Genomic DNA, 23904 nt, shown 5'->3' with positions numbered 1-23904 from the left:
GGAAAGCGACCGCTTGGGCTGGTTCGTTCTGTCTGCCTGCCGCTTGCCGGGATCAGGAATTGGCGACCAGCATGCGGCCCTGAGCGGCGCAATGTGGCACGGCGGCCGCTTGCGACAGACTGGCTTGCTGCATGGCGATGGCCGCAACCGTGGCGCCGAGTCCAGTAGTCAGGAGGGCGAGGGTCAGGGGGAGAGTGCGCATGGCGAGAGTCCTTATGGCGATGCGGGTGCATGTCCTGCCTTGATTCACAGGTATCGATGCCCCGCTTATTGCTGTGTAGATAAGGGCGTCAGGCGGTTTTCTCAAGCAGGGTTGATGCGCCTGGTGCATGGAAATTGCGAATGCCGGACAGGGCTAGGGGCGGCGGAAAGCAGGCGTCGAATTGCTGTCGGCTTTTTTTACAGCATATACCTCATATGGATGATGTTTTACTTTTAAGTGTTTGTATATAAATGATAATTAACTTCTGGCATTGTGCTTGCTTTATGGGTGTCGTGCAGTAGGACTAAAGCCAACAACCAGGGATACACAGTCATGAAAAAATATCTAGCCTCCGCCGCGCTCGTCGTTGCTTGCTTTGCACCGGCAATCGCCGCACCTGCCACTTACAATAATGCCCTCAACGCCGGCAAGACCGCGTTTGACGCTACTGTGACTGGTACTGGTGCAACGGTTTCGACCGTGCAACTGAACGTAGGCCAATCTGCCTACAACTACATCGACAAGGATGGCAACAACGCCACCGTGACCGTCACCCGTAGCAATGGCGACCCCATCGCTTGGGATAGCGGCTACACCTCGGGTACCACCAGCCTGACCGGTGCCGTTGTGAACATCAACCCGTCTGCTTCGGGTTCTGATCCGGTCCCCGGCTATGGTTCGGGTCTGACCTTCACCTTCAGCTCGGGCGTGAATGCCTTCGGCTTCGAAATCGGTGACTGGGCAACTTGCTGCCAGAACAATACCCGTCCGGCCAACATCGTATCGACCTACGGCGTACCTGCTGGTGGTACCGGCCTGTGGATCGGCTTCGACGGCGGTGCACTGCGCCTGATCGCCAACTCCACCGATCCTAATGGTCTGGACAACCCGGGCTGGGCCCAAACCCAGAGCTTCACCAACTTCATCGGTTCGATTGATGACACCGGCTTCTTCACCAGCGTGACCTTCTTCGGTGACGGCTTCGGTGAGTTCCTGGTTGCTGGTGGCACCCTGCGCTTCGCCTCCGTACCGCGTGGTTCGGTCTCGGTACCGGAACCTGCTTCGGTTGCACTGATCGGCCTGGGCCTGGTGGCACTGGTTGCTCGTCGCCGCCGCGCAGTCTAAGCGGTCTAGCGATAGTCAGACGCTACGTAATAGTCAGTATCGGAACGGCGGCCTCAGGGCCGCCGTTTTGCTTTTCAAGTCATTGATATTCAATAAGTAAATGCCTTTCCCTCCTCCGTATGGAGGATGCGCGAAAAGGCCCGTTCCGGCATGCTGTGAAGGTTGCCGTATTACCCGTCTTGAGCCGGGTCCTGGCTCTATCTCGCAAGGAGTACACAATGCAAGGTATCGCCTGCGTTATCGCCATCTCGCTCACTGTCGTGCCCTGCCTGGCTCAGGCGGACCGCTTGATCACCATGCATCTGGTCGATGAAAAAGGCCTGGGCGCTGAGGTCGGACAGGTCAGTATCGTCGAGTCGCCCTACGGTCTTGTCTTCACCCCCTCACTCAAGGGCCTGCCGCCTGGCTTGCATGGCTTCCACCTGCACCAGAACCCGAGCTGCCTGCCGGCCGACAAGGATGGCAAGCCGGTTGCTGCGCTGGCAGCCGGTGGCCACTATGACCCCACGCAATCCAACCGGCACGGTACCCCCTGGGGGGATGGTCATCTGGGTGATCTGCCGCCGCTGTATGTGGATGCCACCGGTGGTGCCAGCCAAGCGGTACTGGCACCACGGCTGAAGCTTGCAGACCTCAAGGGGCGGGCGCTCATGATCCATGCCGGCGGCGATAACCACGCCGATCACCCTGCGCCCTTGGGTGGTGGTGGGGCGCGGCTGGTATGCGGGGTCTGGCCAGCCTGAGGCAGTTCCAGCGCTGCAGGCCGGCGTGTCTGCCGAATATCATCCGGCCCGGACTGTATGTCCGGATCGTCATCCTGAATCACCGTTCAAGCCAGCCAAGCGCAAGCCAGATCGGAACCGCCATGCCTACACGTCGTACTTTTGTTTTGCAGCAATTGCCTGCGCTTGCGCTGGTCTGCCTTGTCCCCGCTGTGCTGGCGGCAGAAGAGACCGGCCTGAGCGAGGCCGATCCCGCCGCCAAGGCACTCAACTACCGTGCAGATGCCAGCAAGCTCAAGCCGGGTGAATTGCCCGGTTACCAGGAAGGCCAGACCTGCGGTAACTGTCTGTATTTCAAGCCCAAGGTGGGCAGCAAGCTCGGGCCTTGCTCGGCATTGGCTGAGAAGCTAGTGCATGAAGCCGGTTGGTGTGCTGCCTACGCCATGGCGATCTAAGCAGGGCTCAAGCCTGCGACTGCTTGGTTGTGCTGGCCAAAATATATCCTGCTTTTCTCTCAAGTTTTGTTTTCCCGGGGCCGAAATCGGAGTGTGCGCTTACATTTGCTTACACTTTGATGGCGGCTGCACGCCGGCAGGGACGCCCTGCCACCGTACCTAAAAACATAATCAAGGGTATTCCGGGATGCTGTTCCGAGCCGTCGTCCGTCTAAGGGACGAGGTTTGTCGTCTGCTGCCATGTGGCGGATGAGGTTTGCCCGGCGTTGCCCATAGGAAGAGGAAACCATGGTCATCTCCGTGCAAGCGAACTCCTTGTTCCTGCAATTACCCGTCATGCGCCCGCCTGTCGTGGGGGATACAGGCAAGCAGACCCCGGCGGCCGATAAAACCGGCGCCGTCACTACCGATGCCAAGGGCACGGTGCATGTCGATCTCAAGCAGGTCGTCCAGACCGCCGCGCAGCGTAGCGAGACCTTCAACCGTTTTGTCCGGCAGCCCGGCATCCAGGGCGACCTGGCGCTCTCCTCGCTGGCAGACCATCTTGATCAGCTCCAGAACAGCATTGCCGAGGATAGGCCGGATATCGACCCCAATGCCTGGGACTTCACCATGCAGAACGGCCGGCTGACTGTCATCAGCACCAGGTTGAGCGCCCAGGACAAGGATTGGCTTGAGTCGCGGCTCAATATGGACCAGCAACTGGTGGAGTCCGCCCGGACATACAACCAGGCGGCGATCTCCTACTACCAGGCGACGGATGAGAACCCCAACCTGCGCTCGAGCAAGACCGAGGATGAAAAGGGCCGCCGTGATCCGGCGACGGGCCAGTTTGTGGAGGACGAGCCCACGACCGCGTTTGCCGACGCCAAGGAACAGATCAGCGGCGGGGCCATTCCTTTCAAGGCTCTGCTGCGGGTGGCAGCAGCCCGCACCGAGCAGGGACTGGAGGGCATAGGCGGCATGCTGCTGAGCCGGGAGGATGGTGAGCAGGAATCCAGTATGCGTACTGCGGACGGAAATCCCCCGCGCTTCCTGCGCGGTATGGCCATAGGCAGCGCCATCGTCTTCCTGGTGCGTGACCATATCGATACCTACGCCTGACCGACACGGGCCTTGCCACCCGATACCAGAAGAAAAGAGGACAGGATGTCCATTACACCCATCAACACCACGATACCCGGCTTACTGCCCAATACCACCCGGGTGGGGCTGAACCCCGCCGTAGCGGCAACGGAGAACAAGGATGAGCCATCTCCCTGGCTGACTGCCGCGGATGAGGTCACGCTCGCGCCTCAGCCCGATCCGGAGGCGGTTGCCAAGCTGGAGCGGCAATGGGCGATGGATGCGGCCAACACCTACAAGCCCAGGGAGCGGGCTGGCGACGCGCTGGACCACATGCTGGTGGAGGTGAATCGTGTCCAGAAGGATCTGGGGGCGTTGAGGCCGGATATCGATGCTGCCAGTTGGGATTTCAGCATGAAGAACGGCAAGCTCGTGGTGCAAAGCACCTTGCTGCGCAAGCAGGATGTGGATTGGCTATCCAGCCAGCTGAATGCCGATTCGATCATGGTGGCGGCCGCCAGGCAGTTCAATGCGGCCGCCGCAACCTACTACCAGAAGACCGAGGATCACCCTGAGCTGACCGGCATCGCGGCGGGCACGCGGACCATGTCGGCGTATGAAACGGGGGCGGAACAGGTCAATGGCGGCGCGGTCCCGTTCAAGAAGCTGATGCACAAATGGCTGGATGCCGTGCGGGTCGGCACCAACTATGGCCGGGGCATGGTCTGCAACAAGAAGCAGATCACGTTTCTCGATTCCATGGGGGCGGTCAACATGGAAGGGGAGAAGCTGGCCTACAAGAAGCGTCCGGCGATGGACTATGCGAACCGGTTTACCGGCGAGCTCTTGCTGAGCCTGGGGCGTGCCTTCATGCGCACCTGAGCGGTCTCTGCCCTGGTGATTGACATTGCCGGGGTGGCCCCGCCGTGATGTCCATCCCACCGGAAAGGAATCGAGATGGCCCTGAACGCGATCAACTCTGTCCCGGGTGTGCCCGCACCGATCACGACACCTTTACGGATCGGCGATACCTTGACGACCCTACGCGACGAAACCCAGCCGACGGAAGCACCGATGCTGGATGCACCACAGCCCCGCATCGTCGACCCGATGGAGCGCCAGGCCAAGGCCTTGCTGGAAAAGACGCGCTATGTGAAGCACGCCGCCATTCCCCGCAAGCAGGTAGACCGGGCCATCGAGACGCTGTTCGATGATTTCCAGGGCATCCAGCAGCAGATCGCGGCCATACGGCCCGATATTGATGCGGCTAGCTGGGACTTCAGCTACCGGGATGGGCGGCTGGTGGTGCAGGGCGCAACGCTACGCAAACAGGACAAGGCGTGGATAGAGCAGCAGCTGAATGACAATACTTCGCTGGTAGAGGCCGCCCGTAATTTCAACGAGATGGCGACGCTCTATTTTCAGGAAACACCCGACAACAAGCTGCTGCGTGGTGAGACATCCAATGACGTCACGATCCGACGCTCATTGGGCTGTTTTCATTTTGAGACCACGATCCCTGGCCCCAAGCCGGCGGCGTTTGCTGGGGTGACGCGGCAGATCGAGGATGGCGCCATACCCTTCAAGGCGCTGATCCATCGCGGCCTCGACAAGGTACGCAGACGGAGCGAGGGTGGGATCGGTATTCCCCTGACGGCCGAGCAGGTCGACTTTCTGCAATCCGGGGTGCACACCCGGCTGGAGAAGCAGCGTCGCCATCCTGAGTTGTAGCGGCCTGGTATCCCGGTCTTTGATGGCGGCCTGTCGATGGATATTGCCAAGGAATTCCTGTATCCCACCGGTCTTTCCGAGCAGGTCTGATCGTCGCCATTCGCCCTGGCATTGGCACCGTTCATACACCCCCAGCGCAGTTCGTCGCGTCGGTTTTGCTTACCGTTCCATCCTCTGGCATAAGCCACGCTTCGCCGCCGGTGATCCTGGCGACTTCAGACAGAGGATGATTCATGCAATTCAAGCATCTGGCCCTGGCCATTGCCCTGGCTTTGCCGTTTCCGGCGCTGGCCATTACCTCCGGCATCGACAAGAGTCATTTTGACCCGAGCGTGCGTTTTCAGGACAACCTTTACCTGGCGGTGAACGGTGCCTGGGTGAAGACGGCCGAGATTCCGGCTGATCGCACCTGGTCAGGCGCTTTCTCCGACCTGCGCGATTTGTCCGAAGCCCGCGTGCGCGAGATCATCGAGCAGGCTGCCGGCAAGGCGGCGACCGATCCGGAAGCGCGCCGCATTGCGGATTTTTACCAGAGCTTCATGGACGAAGCTGCCGTCGAGCAGGCCGGCCTTGCTCCGCTGCAGGCCAAGCTTGATCAGCTGGCCAAGATCGCCGATGCTGCGGCCCTGACCGTCGAGCTCGGCAAGCTGCAACGCCTGGGCGTGAGTCTGCCGTTCAATATTGCGGTCAGCGTCGACGCCAAGGATTCGAGCCGCTATCTGCTGGATGTTGGTCAGAATGGCCTGGGCCTGCCCAACCGTGACTACTACCTGCAAAAGGATGCGCGTATGGTCAAGGCCCGCGCAGCCTATGTGGACTATCTGGTCACCCTCTACAAGCTTGCCGGCAACGATGCCGCCGCCGCCAAGAAGAAGGCCGCCGCCGTGATGGCGCTGGAAACCAAGCTGGCCAAGGTGCAGTGGAGCGCGGTACAGAACCGTGACCCCGAAAAGACCTACAACAAGCTCGATATCGCCGGCCTCAACAAGACGGCTGACAAGTTCGACTGGCAGGCCTTCCTGACAGCGACCGAGTCGGGTGCGACCGAGGTCAACCTCAACCAGCCCAGCTACGCCACCGGCGCCGCCAAGCTGATCGCTGCCGAGCCGGTAGCCGTCTGGCGTGATTACCTTGCCGCCCGTACGCTCGACCGCTATGCCCCGGTGTTGCCCAAGGCTTTTGTCGAGGCACACTTCCGTTTCCATGAGCAGGCCATCAGCGGTGCCAAGGAAATCAAGCCCCGCTGGAAGCGCGGCGTGGCGTTGATCGAGAGCAACCTCGGTGAAGATGTGGGCAAGCAGTACGTCGCCCGTTATTTCCCGGCCGAAGCCAAGGCCAAGATGGATACGCTGGTTGGCAACCTGATCAAGGCCTACGCGCAGAGCATCGACAAGCTGGCCTGGATGAGCCCGGCCACCAAGACCCAGGCGCAAGACAAGCTCGCCAAGTACGCCGTGAAGATCGGCTACCCGACCCAGTGGCGCGACTACAGTGGCCTGGAAGTGAAGGCGGGGGATCTGATCGGTAACTTCGGTCGTGGCGCCGAGTTCGCGTATCGTTTCGACATTGGTCACCTTGGCAAGCCGGTGGATCGCAGCGAGTGGGGCATGACGCCACAAACAGTGAATGCCTACTACAACCCGAGCATGAACGAGATCGTGTTCCCGGCCGCGATCCTGCAGCCCCCGTTCTTTGATGCTAACGCCGACGACGCAGTCAACTACGGCGGCATTGGCGCCGTGATTGGCCACGAAATCAGCCATGGCTTTGATGACCAAGGCAGCCGCTTCGACGGCAATGGCAATATGCGCGAATGGTGGCAAGACCCGGATCGCAAGGCCTTCAGCGGCCTGACGGCCCGCCTGGTCAGCCAGTACAACGGCTACTCGCCGATCCAGGGGCGCTTTGTGAACGGCCAGCTCACGCTGGGCGAGAACATTGCTGACCTGTCCGGTCTGCAGATTGCCTACAAGGCCTATCATTTGTCGCTGGAGGGCAAGGATGCCCCGACGCTGGATGGCTTCAGCGGTGATCAGCGCTTCTTCATCGGCTTTGCGCAGGTCTGGCGCGAGAAGGTTCGCGAGCAGGCTCGCCTGCAGTGGCTGGTGGTGGATCCGCACTCGCCGTCCAATTTCCGTGCCGTCGGCGCGGCGGTGAACAGCGATGCCTTCCATGCTGCCTTCGGCACCAAGCAGGGCGACGGCATGTTCAAGCCGGAATCGGAACGGATTCGTATCTGGTAAGGCGGCTGCCTGCTGCAAGGCAGGCTGGTAGGAAGAACGGCGTACTCCTTCGGGGGGCGCCGTTTTCTTTGTGCTGCGATTTTGCCATATAGGCCGGTCACTACCTTGGCTTTGGCCGCCCATGTCCACATGCTGGTCTGACGTCCGGAGGGTAAGCCGTTGTCACCCTTATGGGGGGAGGCGGTCGAGAGAAAATTGGCTACTGTGGATCGCGTAGCCGGAGCGGGTGGACAGCGGTGGGTACGTCGGTCTTCCACTCGGGTAGCGGGTGAGGTTGCCAGGCCTTCAAGGCGGTAAGGCCGCGCTGATGTAGGGAACATGTTCGATCGTTTCGAACGTGTACGCCGCACTCGTGGCACGGCAAACCTGATGCCGTCCCTCACTATGCCCTTGCTTTGAACCGATACACCCGCTTAATGCGGGCTGCCAAGGAGAATGATCATGCCGCTTGCCCTGCTTGCACTTGCCGTGGCGACGTTTGCCATTGGTACTACTGAATTTGTCATCGTGGGTTTGATCCCCGAGATAGGCCGTAGCCTTTCCGTCAGTGTCCCGACTGCCGGCCTGCTGGTCAGCCTGTATGCGCTGGCCATCACCGTCGGCACCCCCATCTTCAGCGCGCTGACTGCCAAGCTGCCACGCCGTGGTTTGATCCTGGGGCTGATGGCGGTGTTCACGCTCAGCAATCTGGCTGCAGCGCTGTCGCCCAATTATCTGAGCCTGCTGGCCTCTCGCCTGATCATGGGTGTTTCGCACGGCGTGTTCTTCGGCATTGCGGCTACCGTGGCAACCCAGCTGGTACCCAAGGCGCGTGCCGGCGGTGCCGTGGCTGTGGTCATGGGTGGCTTGACGCTGGCCATGGTGGTGGGTGTGCCGTTTGGTAGCTGGATCGGTCAACTTTATAGCTGGCGCATTCCTTTCCTCGCCGTTACGGCAATGGGTACGGTCGCGCTGCTGGCCTTGCTGTGGCAGTTGCCCAAGCAGATTGAGCACACCGCGCCTGCGAGCTTTCTGTCGCAGTTGGGCTTGCTGGGCAACCGTCGGCTGGTAGGCATGTATCTGGTGACCGCCCTGGGCTTTGGTAGCACCTTTGTGGTGTTTACCTTCCTTGCGCCGCTGCTCACGGACGTTACCGGCCTGAGCGAAGCGGGGGTGAGTACGGCCTTGATGCTGTTTGGCCTGGCGACGGTGGCTGGTAATCTGGCTGGTGGCCGCCTGGCCGACCGCTCGGGTGCCCGCAATGCGATGGTGATCATCCTGTTGGGGTTAATCGTTACCCTGGCGACCATCCCGCTCACGGTGCATGCACAGTATGCAATGCTGGCCAATGTGCTGGTCTGGGGCGCCTTTGCCTTTGCGATTCCGCCGGTCATGCTGTCGGCTGTCGTGGGGGTGGCGCAGGATGAAGCGCCCGAGGCGGTAGGCACGGCGTCGGGGCTGGCAATTGCCGCTTTCAACCTGGGTATTTCTGGTGGCTCCTTCCTGGGTGGGCGATTGCTGGCCAGCTTCGGGATACTGAGCACGCCTTACGCTGCTATTGTGATGGCGCTGTTTGCCCTCATATTGGTGGGCAGCCTCATGCAGGTGCGCCATGCCGTACCGCAGCCTGCATAAACCTATCTGCGCCGCCCGGTTCCTGGCGCAAACCGGGAGTTTTGTATGACCAGCCCAACCCAAACAGCCAACGCCACGCAAGCTCATATCGGCGGTGCTGCCTGGGTCACGCCTTTGCTTGCCGCCGCCTGCGGCATGATCGTCGCAAATCTGTACTACGCCCAGCCGCTGGTGGGGCCGATCAGCCATGCGCTCGGGCTGAGCCCGGCTGCTGCCGGCATCATTGTCACGCTGATCCAGGTCGGCTACGGCACCGGCCTGTTATTGCTGGTGCCGCTGGCCGATATCGTCGAGAACCGCCGCCTGGTGGTGATGCTGCTGGCGGGCAATACCCTGGCGCTGACTGCAGCGGCCATGGCCACGCATGCCGGTGTTTTTCTGCTGGCTGCGGTCTGCCTTGGGCTAGGGTCAGTGGCGACCCAGGTGCTGGTTCCCTATGCTGCGCATCTTGCCCCCGAGCATGCACGTGGCCGGGTGGTGGGTAATGTCACCAGCGGCCTGCTGCTCGGCATCATGCTGGCGCGACCGGTGGCCAGCCTCGTGGCGGATATCGGTGGCTGGCATGCGATCTTTGCGATCTCTGCCGGCTTGATGGCGATACTGGCCGTGGTGCTGTTCCGGCTGCTGCCCCCAAGGCAGCCGCAGCCCGGCGTGCACTACGGGCAGGTGCTGGCATCGATGTGGACGCTATTGATCGAACAGCCGGTATTGCGGCGTCGTGCTGTGTACCAGGCGGCGCTGTTCGGGGTATTCAGCCTGTTCTGGACGGCTACGCCGCTGTTCCTGGCGGGGCCTGCTTTCCAGATGAGCCAGAAGGGTATTGCCCTGTTTGCGCTGGCGGGTGTGGCGGGTGCGCTTGCCGCGCCCATTGCCGGCCGCCTGGCGGACCGGGGGCATAGTCAGTTCGTGACCCGCATCGCGCTTGCCCTGGCCGCGGCGTCCTTCCTCCTGAGCCGCGTAGGTGCCGAGGGTTCGCTGCTCTCGCTGGCCGCATTGACCGCGTCGGCCATCCTGCTCGACATGGGGGTATCGGCCAATCTGGTGATCGGCCAGCGTGCCATCTTCGCCATCAGCCCGGCACACCGTGGCCGGCTCAACGGCCTGTACATGTCCATCTTCTTTGCCGGTGGTGCTACCGGTTCCGCGCTGGCGGCCTGGTCCTATACCCATGGCGGCTGGCCATTGGCGGCATGGATAGGCTTTGCCTTGCCGGCTGCAGCCCTGGCCTATGCCTTTACGGAGGCCAGGCACTGAGTTTCACCCTGTCCGTGGTTCATGCTGCCAGGCGCTGGTTCAGCGTGTAGTGGCCCGTCAGCGTCGCCTGGTCCAGGACATGGCCTTCCAGCGCTTGCCATACTGCGGGGCCGTTCAGCTTGTCATCCACGGCCAGGCTCGGTACGTCGAGCGCGTAGATCGTAAACACATAGCGGTGGACGATGCTGTCGTTCCAGGGCGGGCAGGGGCCGTCGTAGCCGTAGTAGTCGCCTGCCATGTCTTTGTCTCCGGCAAACCAGCCGGTGTAGTCGTTCTTGCCCTGGCGCAGCACACCGCTTTCATCGCCCGCAACTTCTGGTCCCGGTTTGCCGCGTGCAGTGACGCCGTTGCTGTAGCTGCCGGCAGCAATTTCCCGGAGGTCGGCTGGCAGATTGATCAGGGTCCAGTGGAAGAAGTCCACCCGCGGCAGGGTTTCCGGTACCTCCCGTCCTTCCTGGTTGACGTCGTCACCCTGGCTCGGCACGTCCACGTCGTGACAGATGATCGCAAAGGACTGTGTGCCTGTCGGCACATCGTGCCAGGCGAGGTGCGGATTGCGGTTGGTGGATAGTTTGACGTGGCTCGCCGGATCAATCACGGCGAACGCGAACTCGCCGGGGATGCGGCTGCCGTCGGCAAAGCTCTGGCTGGTCAGCTTCATGGGAATGCTCCTTGTCAGTGCGACTGACTATGATCAGTTGGATCTGATTCCGGTCGACGCAGAAAGTGCCAGCTACGCCAGGCTAGTGTGCGGTCACGAACCGCGCCAGATTTTCCGCCGGCATCTGTACCAGCGTCTGTTTCAAGTACTGGCTCTCTGCCTGCGGGCTGCGGCCAAACAGTCGCTTGAACTCGCGGCTGAACTGGGACGGGCTCTCATAGCCGACACGGCCGCTGGCGGTAGCGGCGCTGAGGCCATCCTGGATCATCAGCAGCCTTGCCTTGTGCAGCCGGGTGGTCTTGAGATACTGGATGGGCGAGGTGAGGGTTACCGCCTTGAAGTGGGCATGAAAGGCTGCCACGCTCATGCCGGCATCGTGCGCCAGGGTCTCGACGTCCAGGTCGCCATTGTATTCGGCATGGATACGACGCAGCGCCTTGCCGATCTTGCCGAATTGCGCCTTTTGGACCAAGGCTGCACGTATGGCGCCGCCTTGTTCGCTACCGAGTGCGCGGTAATAGATCTCGCGCAGGAGGCCGGGACCCAGTATCTGCGCATCTAGCGGCGAGGTGAGTGCTTCCAGCAAGCGCAGTACGGCGTCGCCCAGTTTGTCATCCAGCGGGGTGGAGCAGATGCCCTGCGGTGCTGTGCCCAGGCCGCGCCCACCCTCGTCCAGTTCCATGACCAGCTCGGCGGCCAGTTGCAGGTTCAGACGGATGGCTATGGCCAGCATGGGTTCGTCGGGGCTGGCGATGGTTTCGCACTCGAACGGCAGCGGGACGGACAGGACCAGGAACTGCTGGGCGTTGTAGGGGTAGACCTTGTCGCCCAGGTAGCCGATCTTGCGACCCTGGCACACCACCACGATGCTGGGCTCGTAGAGTACCGGTATGCGTGGGATGGCCCGGTTGGAGCGCAGCAGCTTGATCTCCTCCATGGCGCAGAGGGTAAAGCCTTCGTGCGGCGCGAGCTGACCGATCAGTTCGATCATGCGTGCCTGGCGCAGCAGGGCAGAAGCCGGGGGCGGGTTCATCGAGCGGGCCTATGGCGAAGAGGAGCAGGCTATCATTTGGCCCGATATTCTCCCGCGCCGCCAGATGCCAATAGGATCAGGCAAGAAATCAAGTGTATCCGGCATGCCCGCCCTTGGCGGTCTGAGTGAGATCAGGCCGGGCGACGTATCAGCAGCACGGGGACCGGGCTGGTACGCAAGACCGTTTCGGCCTCGCTGCCCATCAGCAGGTGGCTCAGTCCCTGGCGACCATGGGTGCCCATGACGATCAGGTCGGCCGGCCAGCTGGCCACTTCCTGCAGGATGCTGTTGGCGACTGTGATGTTGACGGCCTCGGCCAGCCGGACATGGGCCTTGGCTTCCATGCGGGTGGCTTGCTCGACGGCGCTGGCCAGGATGGCTTCACCGCCTTCGCGCAGTGTCTGCATCACGTCGGCGACATTGCCAAAGCCGGAGAAGTCGGCCTGGAACACTCGGTTGTCGATGACGTAGAGGATGCGGATTTCGGCATTCAGCGCCCGGGCGAGCTTGCAGGCTTCGGCCAGGCCCTGGCTGGCCGTCGCGCTGCCATCGGTCGGAACGAGGATACGTTGATACATGGTGTCTCCTTGGTGGGCTTAGCGCGGGTGCCTTACCAGCAAGACAGGTACCTTAGCCTGGTGCAGCACGGTTTCAGCGTCACTGCCCATGGTCAGGTGCGCTAGCCCGCGGCGACCATGCGTGCCCATGACGATCAGTGCGGCGGGCCACGCGTTGGCCTCGGACAGGATGATGTCTCCGACCGAGCTGGCCGGCGCTTCCACCGTCTTAGCCCAGGCCGTAACACCGATCTTGGCAGCGTAGGCTTTCGCATCCTCGAGAATCGCCTCGCCGGCCTCGCATAGTGCCTTGACCACATCGCTGCAGTAGGTGGCGCCGGTAAAGTCGGCATAGACGAGGCGCGTGTCCACGATATAGATGAACTGGATCTCGGCCTTGAGTTCGTGGGCGAGCTGGCAGGCTTCCACCATGCCCTGGCGTGCGGTGGCGCTGCCGTCGGTAGGAACGAGTATGCGCGGATACATCATGGTGTCTGCCCCTGTCAGTCCAGGCCACCTGTTGGCCCAGCTTGAAGGGTAGTATCGGCGTGCTGTGGTGGGCGTAGCTTGATATAACGCAAGCTGCCAGCGGATTACCGGTCCTGTGGCGTCAGGTGCATTCGCTGTACTGGCGGGCACAGCCGCGACCGGCGGACTTGGCGGCATACATGGCCATGTCGGCCCGCTGCATCAACAGGGCGGCCTCGTCGCCATCGTCGGGGTAGAAAGCAATGCCGATACTGGCGCCCACATGGATCTCGTGGCCGGCCAGCATGAAAGGCTGTGTCAGCGAGGTGATCAGTTGCTCCGCCAACGGGCGTGCCTTACTCGTGTCGCTCAGGTCGCCTGCCAGGACCAGAAACTCATCTCCGCCCAACCGGGCGACGATATCGCTGGTGCGGATCGCCGCGGTCAGCCGGTGCGCGGCGGCGACCAGCAGCAGGTCGCCGATATGATGACCGAAGGTATCATTGACAGCCTTGAAGCGGTCGAGATCCAGGAACATGAGCGCAAAGCTGGTTTTGCTGGCGGCGTGGCGAGCGATCGCCTGCGTAAGCAGTTCATCCACCTGGTTGCGGTTGGGTAGCTGGGTCAGTGCGTCGTTGAAGGCCAGGTAGCGCTGCCGGGTCTGCTCAAGCTGGCGTGGTGCCAGATCGATCTGCAGCGCCACGTAGTACTCCACCTTGCCGTTCGCATCCAGTAAGGGGGTGATGATTTCCTCGGCGGTGTAGTGGCTGCCGTCCCGGCGGCGGTTGACCACCTCACCGCGCCATGACTCGCCCGCCAGGATGGTGGACCAGAGCTTGGTATAGAACACCTTGTCCTGTTCACCGGAGTGCAGCAGCGCGGGCGTCTGCCCGATCAGCGTCTCCTGATCGTAGCCCGTCAGGTCGCAGAAGGCGGGATTCACCCAGCGGATGTGACCGGAGGGGTCCACCAGGAAGATCGCGCAGGCGAGTTTGTTGAGCATTTGCGCGAACAGGCTGTGCTGATGCCCGTTCAGGGCATCGATTGCCGATTCAGGTTTGCTGTATTGCGTTGACACCTGTGGCTCCTTCAGGCCCAGCCGGCCGCCAGTTCACGGGTCAGTTCCCCTGCCGGAACGGCTTTGCAGCCACCGGCATTCTGGCCTGCCCATAAGGGAGAAAATTCGCCACTGCCCAGGCTTTCTGCCTTGGCGCGCAGCGGTGCAATGGCGCTGGTGGCCAGCGGGAAGGCCGGCACCACGGTGTTCAATGGTCCCATTTCGCGCATCAACCGGTTGACCACACCGCGGGCCGGCCTGCCGGTGAACAGATTGGTCAAGGCGGTATGGCGGGTGGCGTCGCTTTGCAGAATAGCTCGGTGCACCGGGCTGGTGGTGGCCTCGGGGCAGAGCAGGTAGGCCGTGCCGACCTGCACGCCTGCGGCACCGAGGGCCTTCATGGCTGCCACGCCACTGGCGGTCGCTATCCCGCCTGCCGCAATGATGGGCAGCCTTACCGCCGCGGTCAGTTGCGGTACGAGCGCGAGGGTACTGATCTGGGTGCTCAGGTCATCGTTGAGGAAGATTGCGCGATGACCACCGGCTTCCAGGCCCTGCGCGATGATGGCGTCCACGCCATGCGCTTCCAGCCAGCGTGCTTCGTCCACCGTGGTCGCCGAACTGATGACCTTGGCTCCCCAGCTGCGTACTTGTGCCAGCAGCTCGGGCGAGGGCAGGCCGAAATGGAAGCTCACTACCGGTGGTTTGAATTCGCTCAGCAGGTCTGCCATCTCGGCACTGAATGACGGCCGGCCCGGGCCGGTGGCAATGCTGCGCGGGTCGATACCCAGCTCCCGGTAATAGGGGCCGAGCGCATGGCGCCATTGTTCTTCCCGTTCGACACTGGGTTCGGGCGAGACGTGACAGAAGAAATTGACGTTATAAGGCTTGCTGGTCTGCGCCTTGATAGCGCTCAGTTCGCTGCGCATGCCGTCCAAGGTAAGCATGGCGCAGGGCAATGAGCCCAGCCCGCCAGCGTTGCTGACTGCGATCGTCAGTGCACTGCCTTGTACGCCCGCCATGGGCGCCTGAATAAACGGTAGGTCGGTACCCAGCAAGGTGGTGAGCGAAGGCATGGCGGCAGGTCCGTGTTCGGGGCAGGGTTTAGTATTGTAGAGCGTGTCCTGCTGCTTGCACGCGCAAGTCCTGGTTCAGGCCGGCAGCGCGACCGGTTCATGCTCGACTTCGTCGAGCAGCCAGTCATAGAAGGCCACGACCGCGGGGCGCTGCGCGATCTTGTCCGGGCTGACCAGGTAGTAGGCAAAGTGCAGGGGGATAGCCAGTTCGAACGGCAATACAAGGCGGCCCGCTGCCACGTCCTGCATGATCAAGGGCTTGAGTGCCAGAACCACGCCCAGGCCATCCATGGCGGCCTGAAGGGCAAGCCCGCCGTCGGCAAAGCGCGGACCGCGCGTGCCGTCGATCTTGCTCTCGCCGGCTTCTCGCAGCCAGTCTTCCCAGCTTGGGCGCTCGGCGGCGTCGGGGATCGTGTCGTCGTGGATCAGTGTGTAGTGCCGCAGGTCGGCCGGGGTGCGCAGCGGCTTGGGGCCCTTGAGCAGGGCGGGCTGGCAGGCGGGTAGATAGGTCGGGGTGAAGACGTGGGCTACCCGGCAGCCTGGGTAGCGACCCAGCCCGCAGCGTATGGCCACGTCGGCCGTGCCGCCGTCCGCATTGTCCAGCCAGTCGCTGCCGTAGGCGTTGCTCTCGCCGGTATCGATCAGGTTGAGGCCGCTGGAGAGACGCAGTTCGATATCAGGGTGCCGTGCCGTGAAGCGCTGTAGCCGCGGCATCAACCAGCGGGCGGCGAAGGAGGGGGGGGCGCTGACAGTCAGGGTATGGGATTCGGGTTGCGGCTGGGTCAGCGCGACGGCTTCCTGCAAACAGTCGAAAGCCTCCTGCACCTTGGGCAGCATCTGCCGCCCCGCCTCGGTCAGGGCCAGCGAGCGCGTGAGCCGCACGAACAGTTCCAGGCCGAGCTGTTCCTCCAGCGCCTTGATCTGGTGGCTGATGGCGGCAGGGGTCACGTTCAGCTCGGAGGCCGCCTTCTTGAAGCTCAGATGGCGGGCCGCCGCCTCGAAGGCGCGGAAGGTTCCCAGGGCAGGTAATCGGTAGCTCATAAGCCCACCTATCTTATCCGAGTTTAGTTTTTCTAATGCATCGGGCTAGATATATTCGTTTGTTGCACTGCAACAATAACACTACATTACGGCCTGTGAAGTGCGCTAAAGGATTTTCTGTGTAGGCGGCTTCGCACATCGTGACTTTTAGGGGGAATTACCATGGACATGATCTCTGCCGCCCTGGCCACCGGGCTGATCCGTGCGCACTACGCCGGGGATGCTCTGGCACAACACGAAGCGCTCAAGACCGAACAGGAACTCGACCTGGAGGCTGCCGTTGCTCGTGGCCCGCAGGAAGACGCATTTGCACCGCTGAGCCGTGCCGCCCGCAAGTGGCTCAGCAAGCTGGAAGCCTTGCCTGAAGCGCTTGCCGGTACTAACAAGGCTGGAGGCCGACATGCTTAAGTTCATCAATTGGGTACATCAACTGCTCAGCGATTTCGAAACCTATGAAGAACGCCGCCGCGAGGCCTACCTCGCTGAATCGGCCGATATCTATGAACTGGAATATCGCATGCGCAAGCTCGACAAGGCATCCAGCGGTTCGCCGTTCCATGCCAGCCAGACTGCCTATCAGGATTACTGACCCCGGGCCGTACTCGCCTGCCAAAAAAAGCCGATGCTACCCGTGTCGGCTTTTTTTATGCACTCAGTATGGTGCACTGCGGCAAAATTACCAAAAACTGCCAGGTTCAAACCAGGAACGGAAATACCTTACCGACCACGCCCATGTAGATCAGGGCGGCGACGCAGATCACCATGCCTAGCCAAGCCAGCGGCCTGGCCAGCTTATCCACCTTGCCGCTGTTATAGCGGTACAGGCCAAAGCAGCCGATCCCGAACCCGATGAGGGCCAGCATCCATTGCTGATCCGCGAACGCATGCCGCGGCCCATCCAGGCTGCCGTAGGTCGAGATAACGCAGACCAGACCAATCACCACCGAGACAAGCGCCGATAGCATGGGCTTCTCCTTCGCCCGCGGGGGTAGAGCGGGTACGGTCAGTCTAGCCGCTGGCCATGCTGCTTGCTGCAGGCCCGTCGGATGGCCTAGCTACATTGGGTCTTGGCGGGTACCTTGGTGCCGTCGGGCTTGGTGTAGGCCTTGATGGTCGTGCACTTGCCACCGGGCTTGGCCGGCGTCGCATCGTCCAGCTCCTTGGCCTTGTCCGGCCACTCGCAGGGGCGGCCGTCACCGTCCCGATCCAGGTAGGTATGGCCTTGTACGTACAGGCTGCGAGCCTGCTGGATGCTGATCTTGAAGCAGCTGTACTTTGCGCTGGGGCTGGTTGCGGTTGCTTCCGGCTTGCTGGTGGCGGGGGGCGGGGCGGGTGTCGCCGGGACAGGCGCCACCGGAGCGGCAGGTGCCGGGGTACTGGGCGCGGGTGCCGGTTTGGCCGCCTCGCGAGGCGCAGGCTTCTTGGCCGGTGGTGCAGGACGCTGCGTATTGGCGCATGCGGCCAGCGCAAGGATAAGGGTACTGCCAAGCAACAACTTCATCATGATTCTGGACCTGTGACATCGGGTTCGGGGAACTGCCGGAGGCCTGCCTTTCATCGGAAAACCGATGAAGCGTGCAACCCTTTTGTTATGCGTCAGTCCCTCTTCTGCAGCCGATTGTAGGGGCTGATCCTGCCATGCCAAAGCATTGGCATGGTGGGATACCAGCTGCGGCCTGTGCACAACTCTGCCGACGATAGGTGTGGATTAATATATTCCGTTGGCTATGCTCATTGTTAGTTGGCTGTCGCGGCAGAATCAAAGCAGACATGTAAATCTACATGTCATATTAGCCGAGCATTATGCGCGGTATATATTTTTGATGGCAGGTGGTCCAGCATGCATATCGAACTCGATGACGACACGACAGATATCCGGCTTCCCGCCCAGAACCGGTCTGCCCGGTTGGAAAAGCTGGGTAGTGATGCGGATGGCAATGCAGCGCGGCTGCATCGGGCTGTACTGGATGGCGAGTACGCATTGTTGCCGGTACTGCTGAGGGTCTGCCGCGATCTCGATGCCCGAACACCCGATGGCGATACCGCCCTGCATCTGGCTGCCCGGGTCGGTTCCAAGATCAGCTATCGATTGCTGCTGCAAGCAGGGGCCAATCCCGAGCTACGCAATGCGCATGGCGAGACGCCGGACGACATCATGAACCTGGAGCATTGATCCGCTCCGCTTTACCATGTCAAACCGACACCGTCGTTATCTCACGCCCTGGTTCCAGGGCGTTTTCATTGGGTGCACCCACCCTGAAGCCTGTCTGCCTGCAGGTGCCGTTTAACCCGAAAGAGTGAGCCATATTCCACCGTATAGGTGATGTACGCTGGGCCTGGCGGTGCGAAGCTATGCCTCACGAAAGCGTACGACGCTTCGTACTGGGGCACTCGGGCCGGCTAGCCGCCGGACCAGGTAGACGCCGTGTTGCCACAGGGCATCCCCATGGAACCCGGCTAGTCTGCGTAGCCAGACAACTGCGCAGATTGGTTTGGTCAGGTGGACCACGCACCTGCTTGTCTTCTCCATTTGTCTGCACTGTTGCCGGATGGCGCGCCAAGGCCTGCAGCCATCCGGCCTTTTTTGACAGTGGTAGATGACGGGAACTCATATCGGCAAGGCGAATCGACCGACAGGTCACCATTGGCAAACATCGGCCAGGAAGCCACCATGTCCAGGACCATCATGCTTATCCACGGTAGCTGGCTCACCCCGGCTTCCTTCAATGCTTTCTGTAGCCGCTATGAAGCGAGGGGCTATCATTGCATTGCACCTGCCTGGCCGCACATGGGACGGCCACTGTCCGAGTTGCGCAATGCGCCGCACCCCCAACTGTCGCAGCTGACGCTTGGCCGCATTGTCGATCGCTACCAGCAGCTGGTACTGGCCCTGCGCGAACCACCTATCCTGATCGGGCATTCGCTTGGCGGCCTGATCGTCCAGTTGCTGCTGGATCGCGGCCTGGGGGCGGCAGGCGTGGCCATCGCCCCGGCGCCACCCAAGGGGGTGCTGTCCGGCCCGCGCGCCATGCTCAGTACTTTGCCCTTGCTGGGCCGCTGGCGCGGCTGGAGCCGGATCGCCCAACTGTCGCCGCAGGCATTTGCCCGGCGCTACGCCCACACATTATCGCCACAAGAACAGCAGCGTGCCTTCCTGCAGCACGTGGTGCCGGCTCCAGGTCGTCTGTTCTACCAGGTGGCATTGGGCTTGGGGACCGAGTTGGATTTTCGTAATCCAGACCGGGCGCCCTTGTTGATGATCGCCGGCGAACTGGATCGCATTGCCGCGCCACGCTCGGTCAGGGCAGCGTACCAACGGCACTGTCGATCGCCAGCGCTGACCGCCTACCATGCCTTCCCGGATCGTACGCATTGGCTGATTGCCGCACCGGGCTGGGCGGAGGTGGCGGACTATGCCCTGGGCTGGGCTGCTCATCACGCGCTGACCAATACCAAGCGCCATGCAATAGGGCGGGTGCCGTTCAATAGTGCGGCCTGATGTGGGCTTGGCCTGCGCAGATTGAAGTGAACTTCAGATGGTCGGAAACGGCGGCCGCAAAGGCTCATACCTCGATGATGCCGCGCTTGAGCGCGATGGTGACGGCGTGGGTGCGATCGTTGGCAACCAGCTTCGCGAGTATGCTCTTCATGTGTGCTTTAACCGTCTCTTCCGAGATATTGAGCTGGGCACCGATGCGCTTGTTGGAACTGCCGGTGGCGGCCAGGCGCAGGACTTCGACTTCCCGCTCGCTCAGGGCGTCGTCGGCCACATGCTCCGCCAGTTCGACAGCAATCTCGGCCGGAATGCGCCGGCGACCGGAATGGACCACGCGGATGGTTTCGAGCAATTCCTTGCGTAGCATGCTCTTGAGCAGGTAACCGGCAGCCCCCGCTTTGATCGCGCGCAGGGCTTGTACGTCACCCTGATAGGTCGTCAGCACGACGATGCGAGCAGAGGGGAACTCCTCGCGGATGGCGATCATCGCCTCTATGCCGTTCATTTCCGGCATCTGGATATCCATCAGGGTGACATCCGGCCGATGCTCGCGATAGCGTGCGACGGCCTCCTTGCCGTTGGTGGCTTCGGCCACCAGCTGCATATCGGGCTGTCCTTCGATCACGCCGGCAATGCCTTCTCGCAGCAGTGGATGGTCATCCACGGCCAGGATCGTGATCGGTCGGGTCGTCGTGCCCGTATCATCCATTGCAGAACCTCTTTCTATTCAGATCTTTTTATCTTGCGGCATGCCATTATCATGCAAAGTAACAACAAGCAGGCAGCGGCGCTGCACCGCGCTGCTGCCCATGTCCCTACGCTTGCTTGTCGCCGACCTGCGGGCGCCTCCCTCCTACCCATCCCGCAGCGATCGGGAAGGCGGGTGCCTTACCAGTCCTTGCTGAGGTACGCGCTGATGACGGCGTCGATGCGCTTGGTCTGGATAGGCTGACCGAGCAGACCCAGGCGCCAGCCATTGCCCAGATCATTGCTGCGGGCCAACAGGCCTGCCCTGATATTGCCACCACCATGGTTGTTGTAATTGCTGGCGTAACCTGCAAATGCCCCGAAATTATCCGTAAACATATAGGTATACGCGCCGTATACGGACCATCGGTAGTAGGAGTTACGGTAGGTTCCCAGCGTGAGGCCGTTGTCGAAACGGTAGGCGAATCCTGGGTTGACGCTGTTGTAACGCCGCTCGACCACCCGTTCGCCCTGCTGCTCCTCGTAGTGCCTTTTTCCGTGGTAGGTAAAGCCGTGTATCAGGATGCCATCGGCAAGTGTCAGCTGTGCGATCAGGACTGCCGCGCCGTAAGCCAGCCAGCGAGTTTTCATGCGTTTTCCCGTTTGTTATTCGTATGAAGTCACATTGGAACCACGCAACACTTTCCGCCGAGAACAGGTTGGTGGTTCGCTTGGGTACAGCACTGCAAAACAGGTGGGACAGCTACCCACGAAATCAACGACCACTTCTGGTAATCCGGAATGCCTGGCCTTCATGGCGGCCTTGTCTGCTCCAGATTCATGCCCAACAACGATAAGCGTTCAGATCGATTTGCCCAACCCCTGTTCGGTAGGTTGGGTGGCTACCCGATAGAGGGATAGCCAAACGGCCTGCAATCAGGCAGGCAAGCCATACTCTACCTGCTTCGCTGCGCTTTGCTCAGCCTTCGGTGCAATCATTTCCCGCAGCGCGTCCGGGTGTACCTCTCGCGCAGGGAAATAACTCCTTGGAGTGATGCTCATTGCCCCGCGCTGGGGGATTTCCTGCCGCACGGCGGGGGGTAGTCTTGGCGGCATGCAACGACTTTTCTGGATGTTTCCGACCGGTGCGCCCGGCATTGCCTTGATCCTGCTGCGTCTCTCCGCTGCGACGGCCTTGCTGGCTCATGCAGGCGGCCAGAGTACGGCCATGATGCCGCCGTGTTTGTTGCTGGGGCTGTCATTGCTGGCGGTATTCCTGTGCCTGGGCTTGCTGACGCCCATCGTGATCCTGCCTTGCGCACTGCTGGAGCTGGTCAGCCTGCTGCGGGGTCATGCGCAGGCCCGTCCGCTCGATATCCTGCTCTTGCTGAATGCGGTCGCGCTGGCGCTGCTCGGGCCTGGGGCTTATTCGGTCGACGCCCGTTTTTTTGGCCGGCGCCTGATCGTATTGCCACCGAGCCAAGCGGGTAAACCTTGATTGCCAGACCGCTTGCCGCCATGGATGCTGATGCTGTCATATACGCTGGATAGCCTGTGGAGACGATGAGCATGGCGAGGCCTCGGGCTTCGGCTTACGATTATTGATATGTATTTGCATTCAAATAGCCGCTTTCAGAAACAGGACGACGGTGCCGGTAAGCTCTGCCCGTCGCTTCGTCATGAGTGGGGCAGGGCGAGCAGGTCCAAACCCGTGCTGCTGGGGCTGCTGCTGACGGTGCTTGCCCTTGGTCTGGGTCTTGCGCATTGGCAGTATCGGCAGTCTCCCTGGTATCTGCAGGAGCGTGCCATTCTTGGCGCACTGGATGACCCCCCGACGGCGGAGTTCCGCCGTGTCCATCAATCGCCGCACGATGCCGCCATCTACTGTGGTGAGGTCAATCCTGGCGATGCCGGCGTTGGCGCCACAGGCTTTGTCCGCTATCTGGTGCGCATCGTGCCGGGTGTTCCCGCTGGCCGATTTGCCGATCCTGATTTTCTGGCCCAGATGCGCCGTAGTCATGCGCTGCGTATCGAGACACCTTTCGACGCTGAAGGCGATGTCGCGGCTTTCGAGCGCACTTGGCGGCAATCCTGCATGCTCAACGCGTCCGTGGCGTCCTGATCCTTCTCCGGACCGCTGTCCTTATGGGCCCGGCAATCGCCTGGTCCGATCACACCTCCCCCAAGGCACCGCTATCAGACCCGCGACCTGGCGGGCTGTGCCGTGCCCGTCCCGCCCCGTATGCCTTTACGCCTTTGGGTTGATCACCCTTTCGGGTAGTCGCCGGAACCGTCTATGTGGGGATTTGCGTCGAGCCCGAAGCGCCTACAGTACAGCCATGTCTCGACAGGGGGCGCGCCAGACCTTGAGTTACCGCGTTACCGGCGTGGAGCACGGGCTCCTATCAACGATCTCGGCAGTCAGTTGTCCCGCATTCGCTTTTTGCTTTCCCGTTGGGTGGCCTTGCGTCATCCCCTCTGTCTTGAATCAGGAGAACTTGTGATGCTGAAATTACTAGGTGCCTTGTTGCTGGCGTCCGCCACGCTGCTGCCGGCCTATGCCGGCGTACTGCCTTATCCGGCCGGATTCCGGGTGCAGAAGATCCAAACTGAAGGCGCCACCCTGCATGTCCGTATCGGCGGTACGGGTCCCGCCGTGGTGCTGATCCACGGCTTTGGCGACACCGGTGACATGTGGGCACCGCTCGCCGCGGTTCTGGCCAAGGACCACACCGTGATCGTGCCGGACCTGCGCGGCATGGGGCTGTCCTCGCAGCCTGAAGCCGGCTACGACAAGCGAACCCAGGCGGCCGATATCCGCGCCATCCTGACCAAGCTCAATATCGATCAGTCGGACATCGTGGGCCACGACATCGGCACCATGGTGGCCTATGCCTACGCGGCACGCTATCCGGACAAGACCACGCGTCTGGTGGTGATGGATGCACCGGTGCCGGGCGTACCGCCCTGGGATCAGATCGTCCGCCTGCCGGCGCTGTGGCATTTCAACTTCGGCGGGCCGGATGCGCTCCGCCTGGTGAAGGGACGGGAACGGATCTACCTCGACCGTTTCTGGAATGAATTTGCCGGCGATCCGAGCAAGGTTGATGAAGCGACCCGCGTCCACTACACCAAGCTTTACGCCCGGCCGGGCGCCATGAAGGCCGCTTTTGCCCAGTTCCTGTCCATCAACAAGGATGCCGAGGACAACCTCAAGACGCTGGAACCCAAGCTGGCTATGCCGGTGCTGGCCATCGGCGGGGAGAAATCCTTCGGTGCCAACGAGGCTGCCGTCATGCGCAACGCCGCCAGCAACGTCACTGAGCTGGTCGTCCCTCATGCCGGTCACTGGCTGATGGAAGAGGCACCCGAGCCCACGGTACGCGCCATCGTGCAGTTCCTCGCCCAATAGGCCTG

At 61.7% G+C, this 23904-nt stretch carries 28 protein-coding genes; 16 read left to right on the top strand and 12 right to left on the bottom strand.

Annotated elements, in window-relative coordinates; translation table 11 throughout:
* Positions 1-52 precede the first annotated feature (52 nt).
* Complete coding sequence (locus ACYVHK_RS09935; RefSeq protein ID WP_460530693.1) at positions 53-202, bottom strand: hypothetical protein; 150 nt, start codon at positions 200-202, stop codon at positions 53-55.
* 333 nt (positions 203-535) lie between these two features.
* Between ACYVHK_RS09935 and ACYVHK_RS09930 the strand changes: the two genes are divergently transcribed.
* The 9 genes from ACYVHK_RS09930 (at position 536) to ACYVHK_RS09890 (ending at position 10411) form a co-directional block, all read left to right on the top strand.
* The gene (locus tag ACYVHK_RS09930; RefSeq protein ID WP_460530691.1) at positions 536-1327 is read left to right on the top strand and encodes a PEP-CTERM sorting domain-containing protein; all 792 of its coding nucleotides are present in this window, start codon (positions 536-538) and stop codon (positions 1325-1327) included.
* A gap of 218 nt (positions 1328-1545) precedes the next feature.
* Positions 1546-2070: a superoxide dismutase family protein gene (gene sodC, locus ACYVHK_RS09925; RefSeq protein ID WP_460530688.1), complete on the top strand. Its 525-nt coding sequence runs from the start codon at positions 1546-1548 to the stop codon at positions 2068-2070.
* A gap of 122 nt (positions 2071-2192) precedes the next feature.
* Positions 2193-2504: a high-potential iron-sulfur protein gene (locus ACYVHK_RS09920; protein ID WP_460530685.1), complete on the top strand. Its 312-nt coding sequence runs from the start codon at positions 2193-2195 to the stop codon at positions 2502-2504.
* 288 nt (positions 2505-2792) lie between these two features.
* On the top strand, positions 2793-3608 hold the full coding sequence (locus tag ACYVHK_RS09915) for a hypothetical protein (RefSeq protein WP_460530682.1): 816 nt from the start codon (positions 2793-2795) through the stop codon (positions 3606-3608).
* 45 nt (positions 3609-3653) lie between these two features.
* Positions 3654-4451, top strand: a complete 798-nt coding sequence (locus ACYVHK_RS09910) for a hypothetical protein (RefSeq protein ID WP_460530679.1) — start codon at positions 3654-3656, stop codon at positions 4449-4451.
* Between the two features lie 75 nt (positions 4452-4526).
* Positions 4527-5300 (top strand): hypothetical protein, encoded by a 774-nt coding sequence (locus ACYVHK_RS09905; protein ID WP_460530676.1) that lies wholly within the window; start codon positions 4527-4529, stop codon positions 5298-5300.
* 233 nt (positions 5301-5533) lie between these two features.
* Complete coding sequence (locus ACYVHK_RS09900; protein ID WP_460530673.1) at positions 5534-7543, top strand: M13 family metallopeptidase; 2010 nt, start codon at positions 5534-5536, stop codon at positions 7541-7543.
* A 441-nt stretch (positions 7544-7984) separates the two neighbouring features.
* Positions 7985-9157: an MFS transporter gene (locus ACYVHK_RS09895; RefSeq protein WP_460530670.1), complete on the top strand. Its 1173-nt coding sequence runs from the start codon at positions 7985-7987 to the stop codon at positions 9155-9157.
* 45 nt (positions 9158-9202) lie between these two features.
* A complete protein-coding gene (locus ACYVHK_RS09890; protein ID WP_460530667.1) occupies positions 9203-10411 on the top strand; it encodes an MFS transporter in 1209 nt (402 codons plus the stop codon).
* Between the two features lie 19 nt (positions 10412-10430).
* On the opposite strand, the gene ACYVHK_RS09885 is transcribed toward ACYVHK_RS09890, so the two are convergent.
* The 7 genes from ACYVHK_RS09885 to gcvA form a co-directional block, all read right to left on the bottom strand.
* On the bottom strand, positions 10431-11072 hold the full coding sequence (locus ACYVHK_RS09885) for a YbhB/YbcL family Raf kinase inhibitor-like protein (protein WP_460530664.1): 642 nt from the start codon (positions 11070-11072) through the stop codon (positions 10431-10433).
* Between the two features lie 82 nt (positions 11073-11154).
* Complete coding sequence (locus ACYVHK_RS09880) at positions 11155-12105, bottom strand: AraC family transcriptional regulator (RefSeq protein WP_460530661.1); 951 nt, start codon at positions 12103-12105, stop codon at positions 11155-11157.
* A 131-nt stretch (positions 12106-12236) separates the two neighbouring features.
* Positions 12237-12683 carry a universal stress protein gene (locus ACYVHK_RS09875; RefSeq protein ID WP_460530658.1) on the bottom strand — a complete coding sequence of 149 codons (447 nt, stop codon included), beginning with the start codon at positions 12681-12683 and terminating at the stop codon, positions 12237-12239.
* Positions 12684-12701: 18 nt separating this feature from the next.
* Complete coding sequence (locus ACYVHK_RS09870; protein WP_460530655.1) at positions 12702-13151, bottom strand: universal stress protein; 450 nt, start codon at positions 13149-13151, stop codon at positions 12702-12704.
* A 121-nt stretch (positions 13152-13272) separates the two neighbouring features.
* Positions 13273-14208 carry a diguanylate cyclase domain-containing protein gene (locus ACYVHK_RS09865; RefSeq protein WP_460530652.1) on the bottom strand — a complete coding sequence of 312 codons (936 nt, stop codon included), beginning with the start codon at positions 14206-14208 and terminating at the stop codon, positions 13273-13275.
* Positions 14209-14219: 11 nt separating this feature from the next.
* Positions 14220-15263: an NAD(P)H-dependent flavin oxidoreductase gene (locus ACYVHK_RS09860; RefSeq protein ID WP_460530649.1), complete on the bottom strand. Its 1044-nt coding sequence runs from the start codon at positions 15261-15263 to the stop codon at positions 14220-14222.
* A gap of 75 nt (positions 15264-15338) precedes the next feature.
* A complete protein-coding gene (gene gcvA, locus ACYVHK_RS09855; protein WP_460530646.1) occupies positions 15339-16304 on the bottom strand; it encodes a LysR family transcriptional regulator in 966 nt (321 codons plus the stop codon).
* 162 nt (positions 16305-16466) lie between these two features.
* Between gcvA and ACYVHK_RS09850 the strand changes: the two genes are divergently transcribed.
* Both ACYVHK_RS09850 and ACYVHK_RS09845 read left to right on the top strand, forming a co-directional pair.
* Positions 16467-16712, top strand: a complete 246-nt coding sequence (locus ACYVHK_RS09850) for a hypothetical protein (RefSeq protein ID WP_460530643.1) — start codon at positions 16467-16469, stop codon at positions 16710-16712.
* Complete coding sequence (locus ACYVHK_RS09845; protein ID WP_460530640.1) at positions 16705-16893, top strand: DUF3563 family protein; 189 nt, start codon at positions 16705-16707, stop codon at positions 16891-16893. The genes ACYVHK_RS09850 and ACYVHK_RS09845 overlap by 8 nt, the downstream gene beginning before the upstream one ends.
* Positions 16894-16999: 106 nt before the next feature.
* Here the strand turns inward: ACYVHK_RS09845 and ACYVHK_RS09840 are convergent, their stop codons facing one another.
* Both ACYVHK_RS09840 and ACYVHK_RS09835 read right to left on the bottom strand, forming a co-directional pair.
* A complete protein-coding gene (locus ACYVHK_RS09840; protein WP_460530637.1) occupies positions 17000-17269 on the bottom strand; it encodes a hypothetical protein in 270 nt (89 codons plus the stop codon).
* 86 nt (positions 17270-17355) lie between these two features.
* Positions 17356-17808, bottom strand: a complete 453-nt coding sequence (locus ACYVHK_RS09835; protein WP_460530634.1) for an excalibur calcium-binding domain-containing protein — start codon at positions 17806-17808, stop codon at positions 17356-17358.
* A gap of 336 nt (positions 17809-18144) precedes the next feature.
* On the opposite strand from ACYVHK_RS09835, the gene ACYVHK_RS09830 reads away from it, so the two are divergent.
* Positions 18145-18477 (top strand): ankyrin repeat domain-containing protein, encoded by a 333-nt coding sequence (locus tag ACYVHK_RS09830; RefSeq protein ID WP_460530631.1) that lies wholly within the window; start codon positions 18145-18147, stop codon positions 18475-18477.
* A gap of 498 nt (positions 18478-18975) precedes the next feature.
* Positions 18976-19803, top strand: a complete 828-nt coding sequence (locus tag ACYVHK_RS09825; RefSeq protein ID WP_460530628.1) for an alpha/beta hydrolase — start codon at positions 18976-18978, stop codon at positions 19801-19803.
* Positions 19804-19867: 64 nt separating this feature from the next.
* Here ACYVHK_RS09825 and ACYVHK_RS09820 read toward each other — a convergent pair whose 3' ends face one another.
* The gene (locus ACYVHK_RS09820) at positions 19868-20509 is read right to left on the bottom strand and encodes a transcriptional regulator (RefSeq protein ID WP_460530625.1); all 642 of its coding nucleotides are present in this window, start codon (positions 20507-20509) and stop codon (positions 19868-19870) included.
* A 179-nt stretch (positions 20510-20688) separates the two neighbouring features.
* Positions 20689-21138 carry a hypothetical protein gene (locus tag ACYVHK_RS09815; RefSeq protein WP_460530622.1) on the bottom strand — a complete coding sequence of 150 codons (450 nt, stop codon included), beginning with the start codon at positions 21136-21138 and terminating at the stop codon, positions 20689-20691.
* Between the two features lie 463 nt (positions 21139-21601).
* Here ACYVHK_RS09815 and ACYVHK_RS09810 point away from each other — a divergent pair, with 463 nt between their 5' ends.
* From ACYVHK_RS09810 to ACYVHK_RS09800, 3 genes are all read left to right on the top strand, one after another.
* Entirely contained in the window at positions 21602-21985 is a 384-nt protein-coding gene (locus ACYVHK_RS09810; RefSeq protein WP_460530619.1) for a hypothetical protein, read from the top strand.
* 108 nt (positions 21986-22093) lie between these two features.
* A complete protein-coding gene (locus ACYVHK_RS09805) occupies positions 22094-22609 on the top strand; it encodes a hypothetical protein (RefSeq protein ID WP_460530616.1) in 516 nt (171 codons plus the stop codon).
* A 381-nt stretch (positions 22610-22990) separates the two neighbouring features.
* Positions 22991-23899: an alpha/beta fold hydrolase gene (locus ACYVHK_RS09800; RefSeq protein ID WP_460530613.1), complete on the top strand. Its 909-nt coding sequence runs from the start codon at positions 22991-22993 to the stop codon at positions 23897-23899.
* Positions 23900-23904 lie beyond the last annotated feature (5 nt).

The organism is Chitinimonas naiadis, assembly GCF_054780835.1.
Note: the sequence above shows the minus strand (reverse complement) of the source record. Positions and strands in the feature narration are given on the sequence as shown.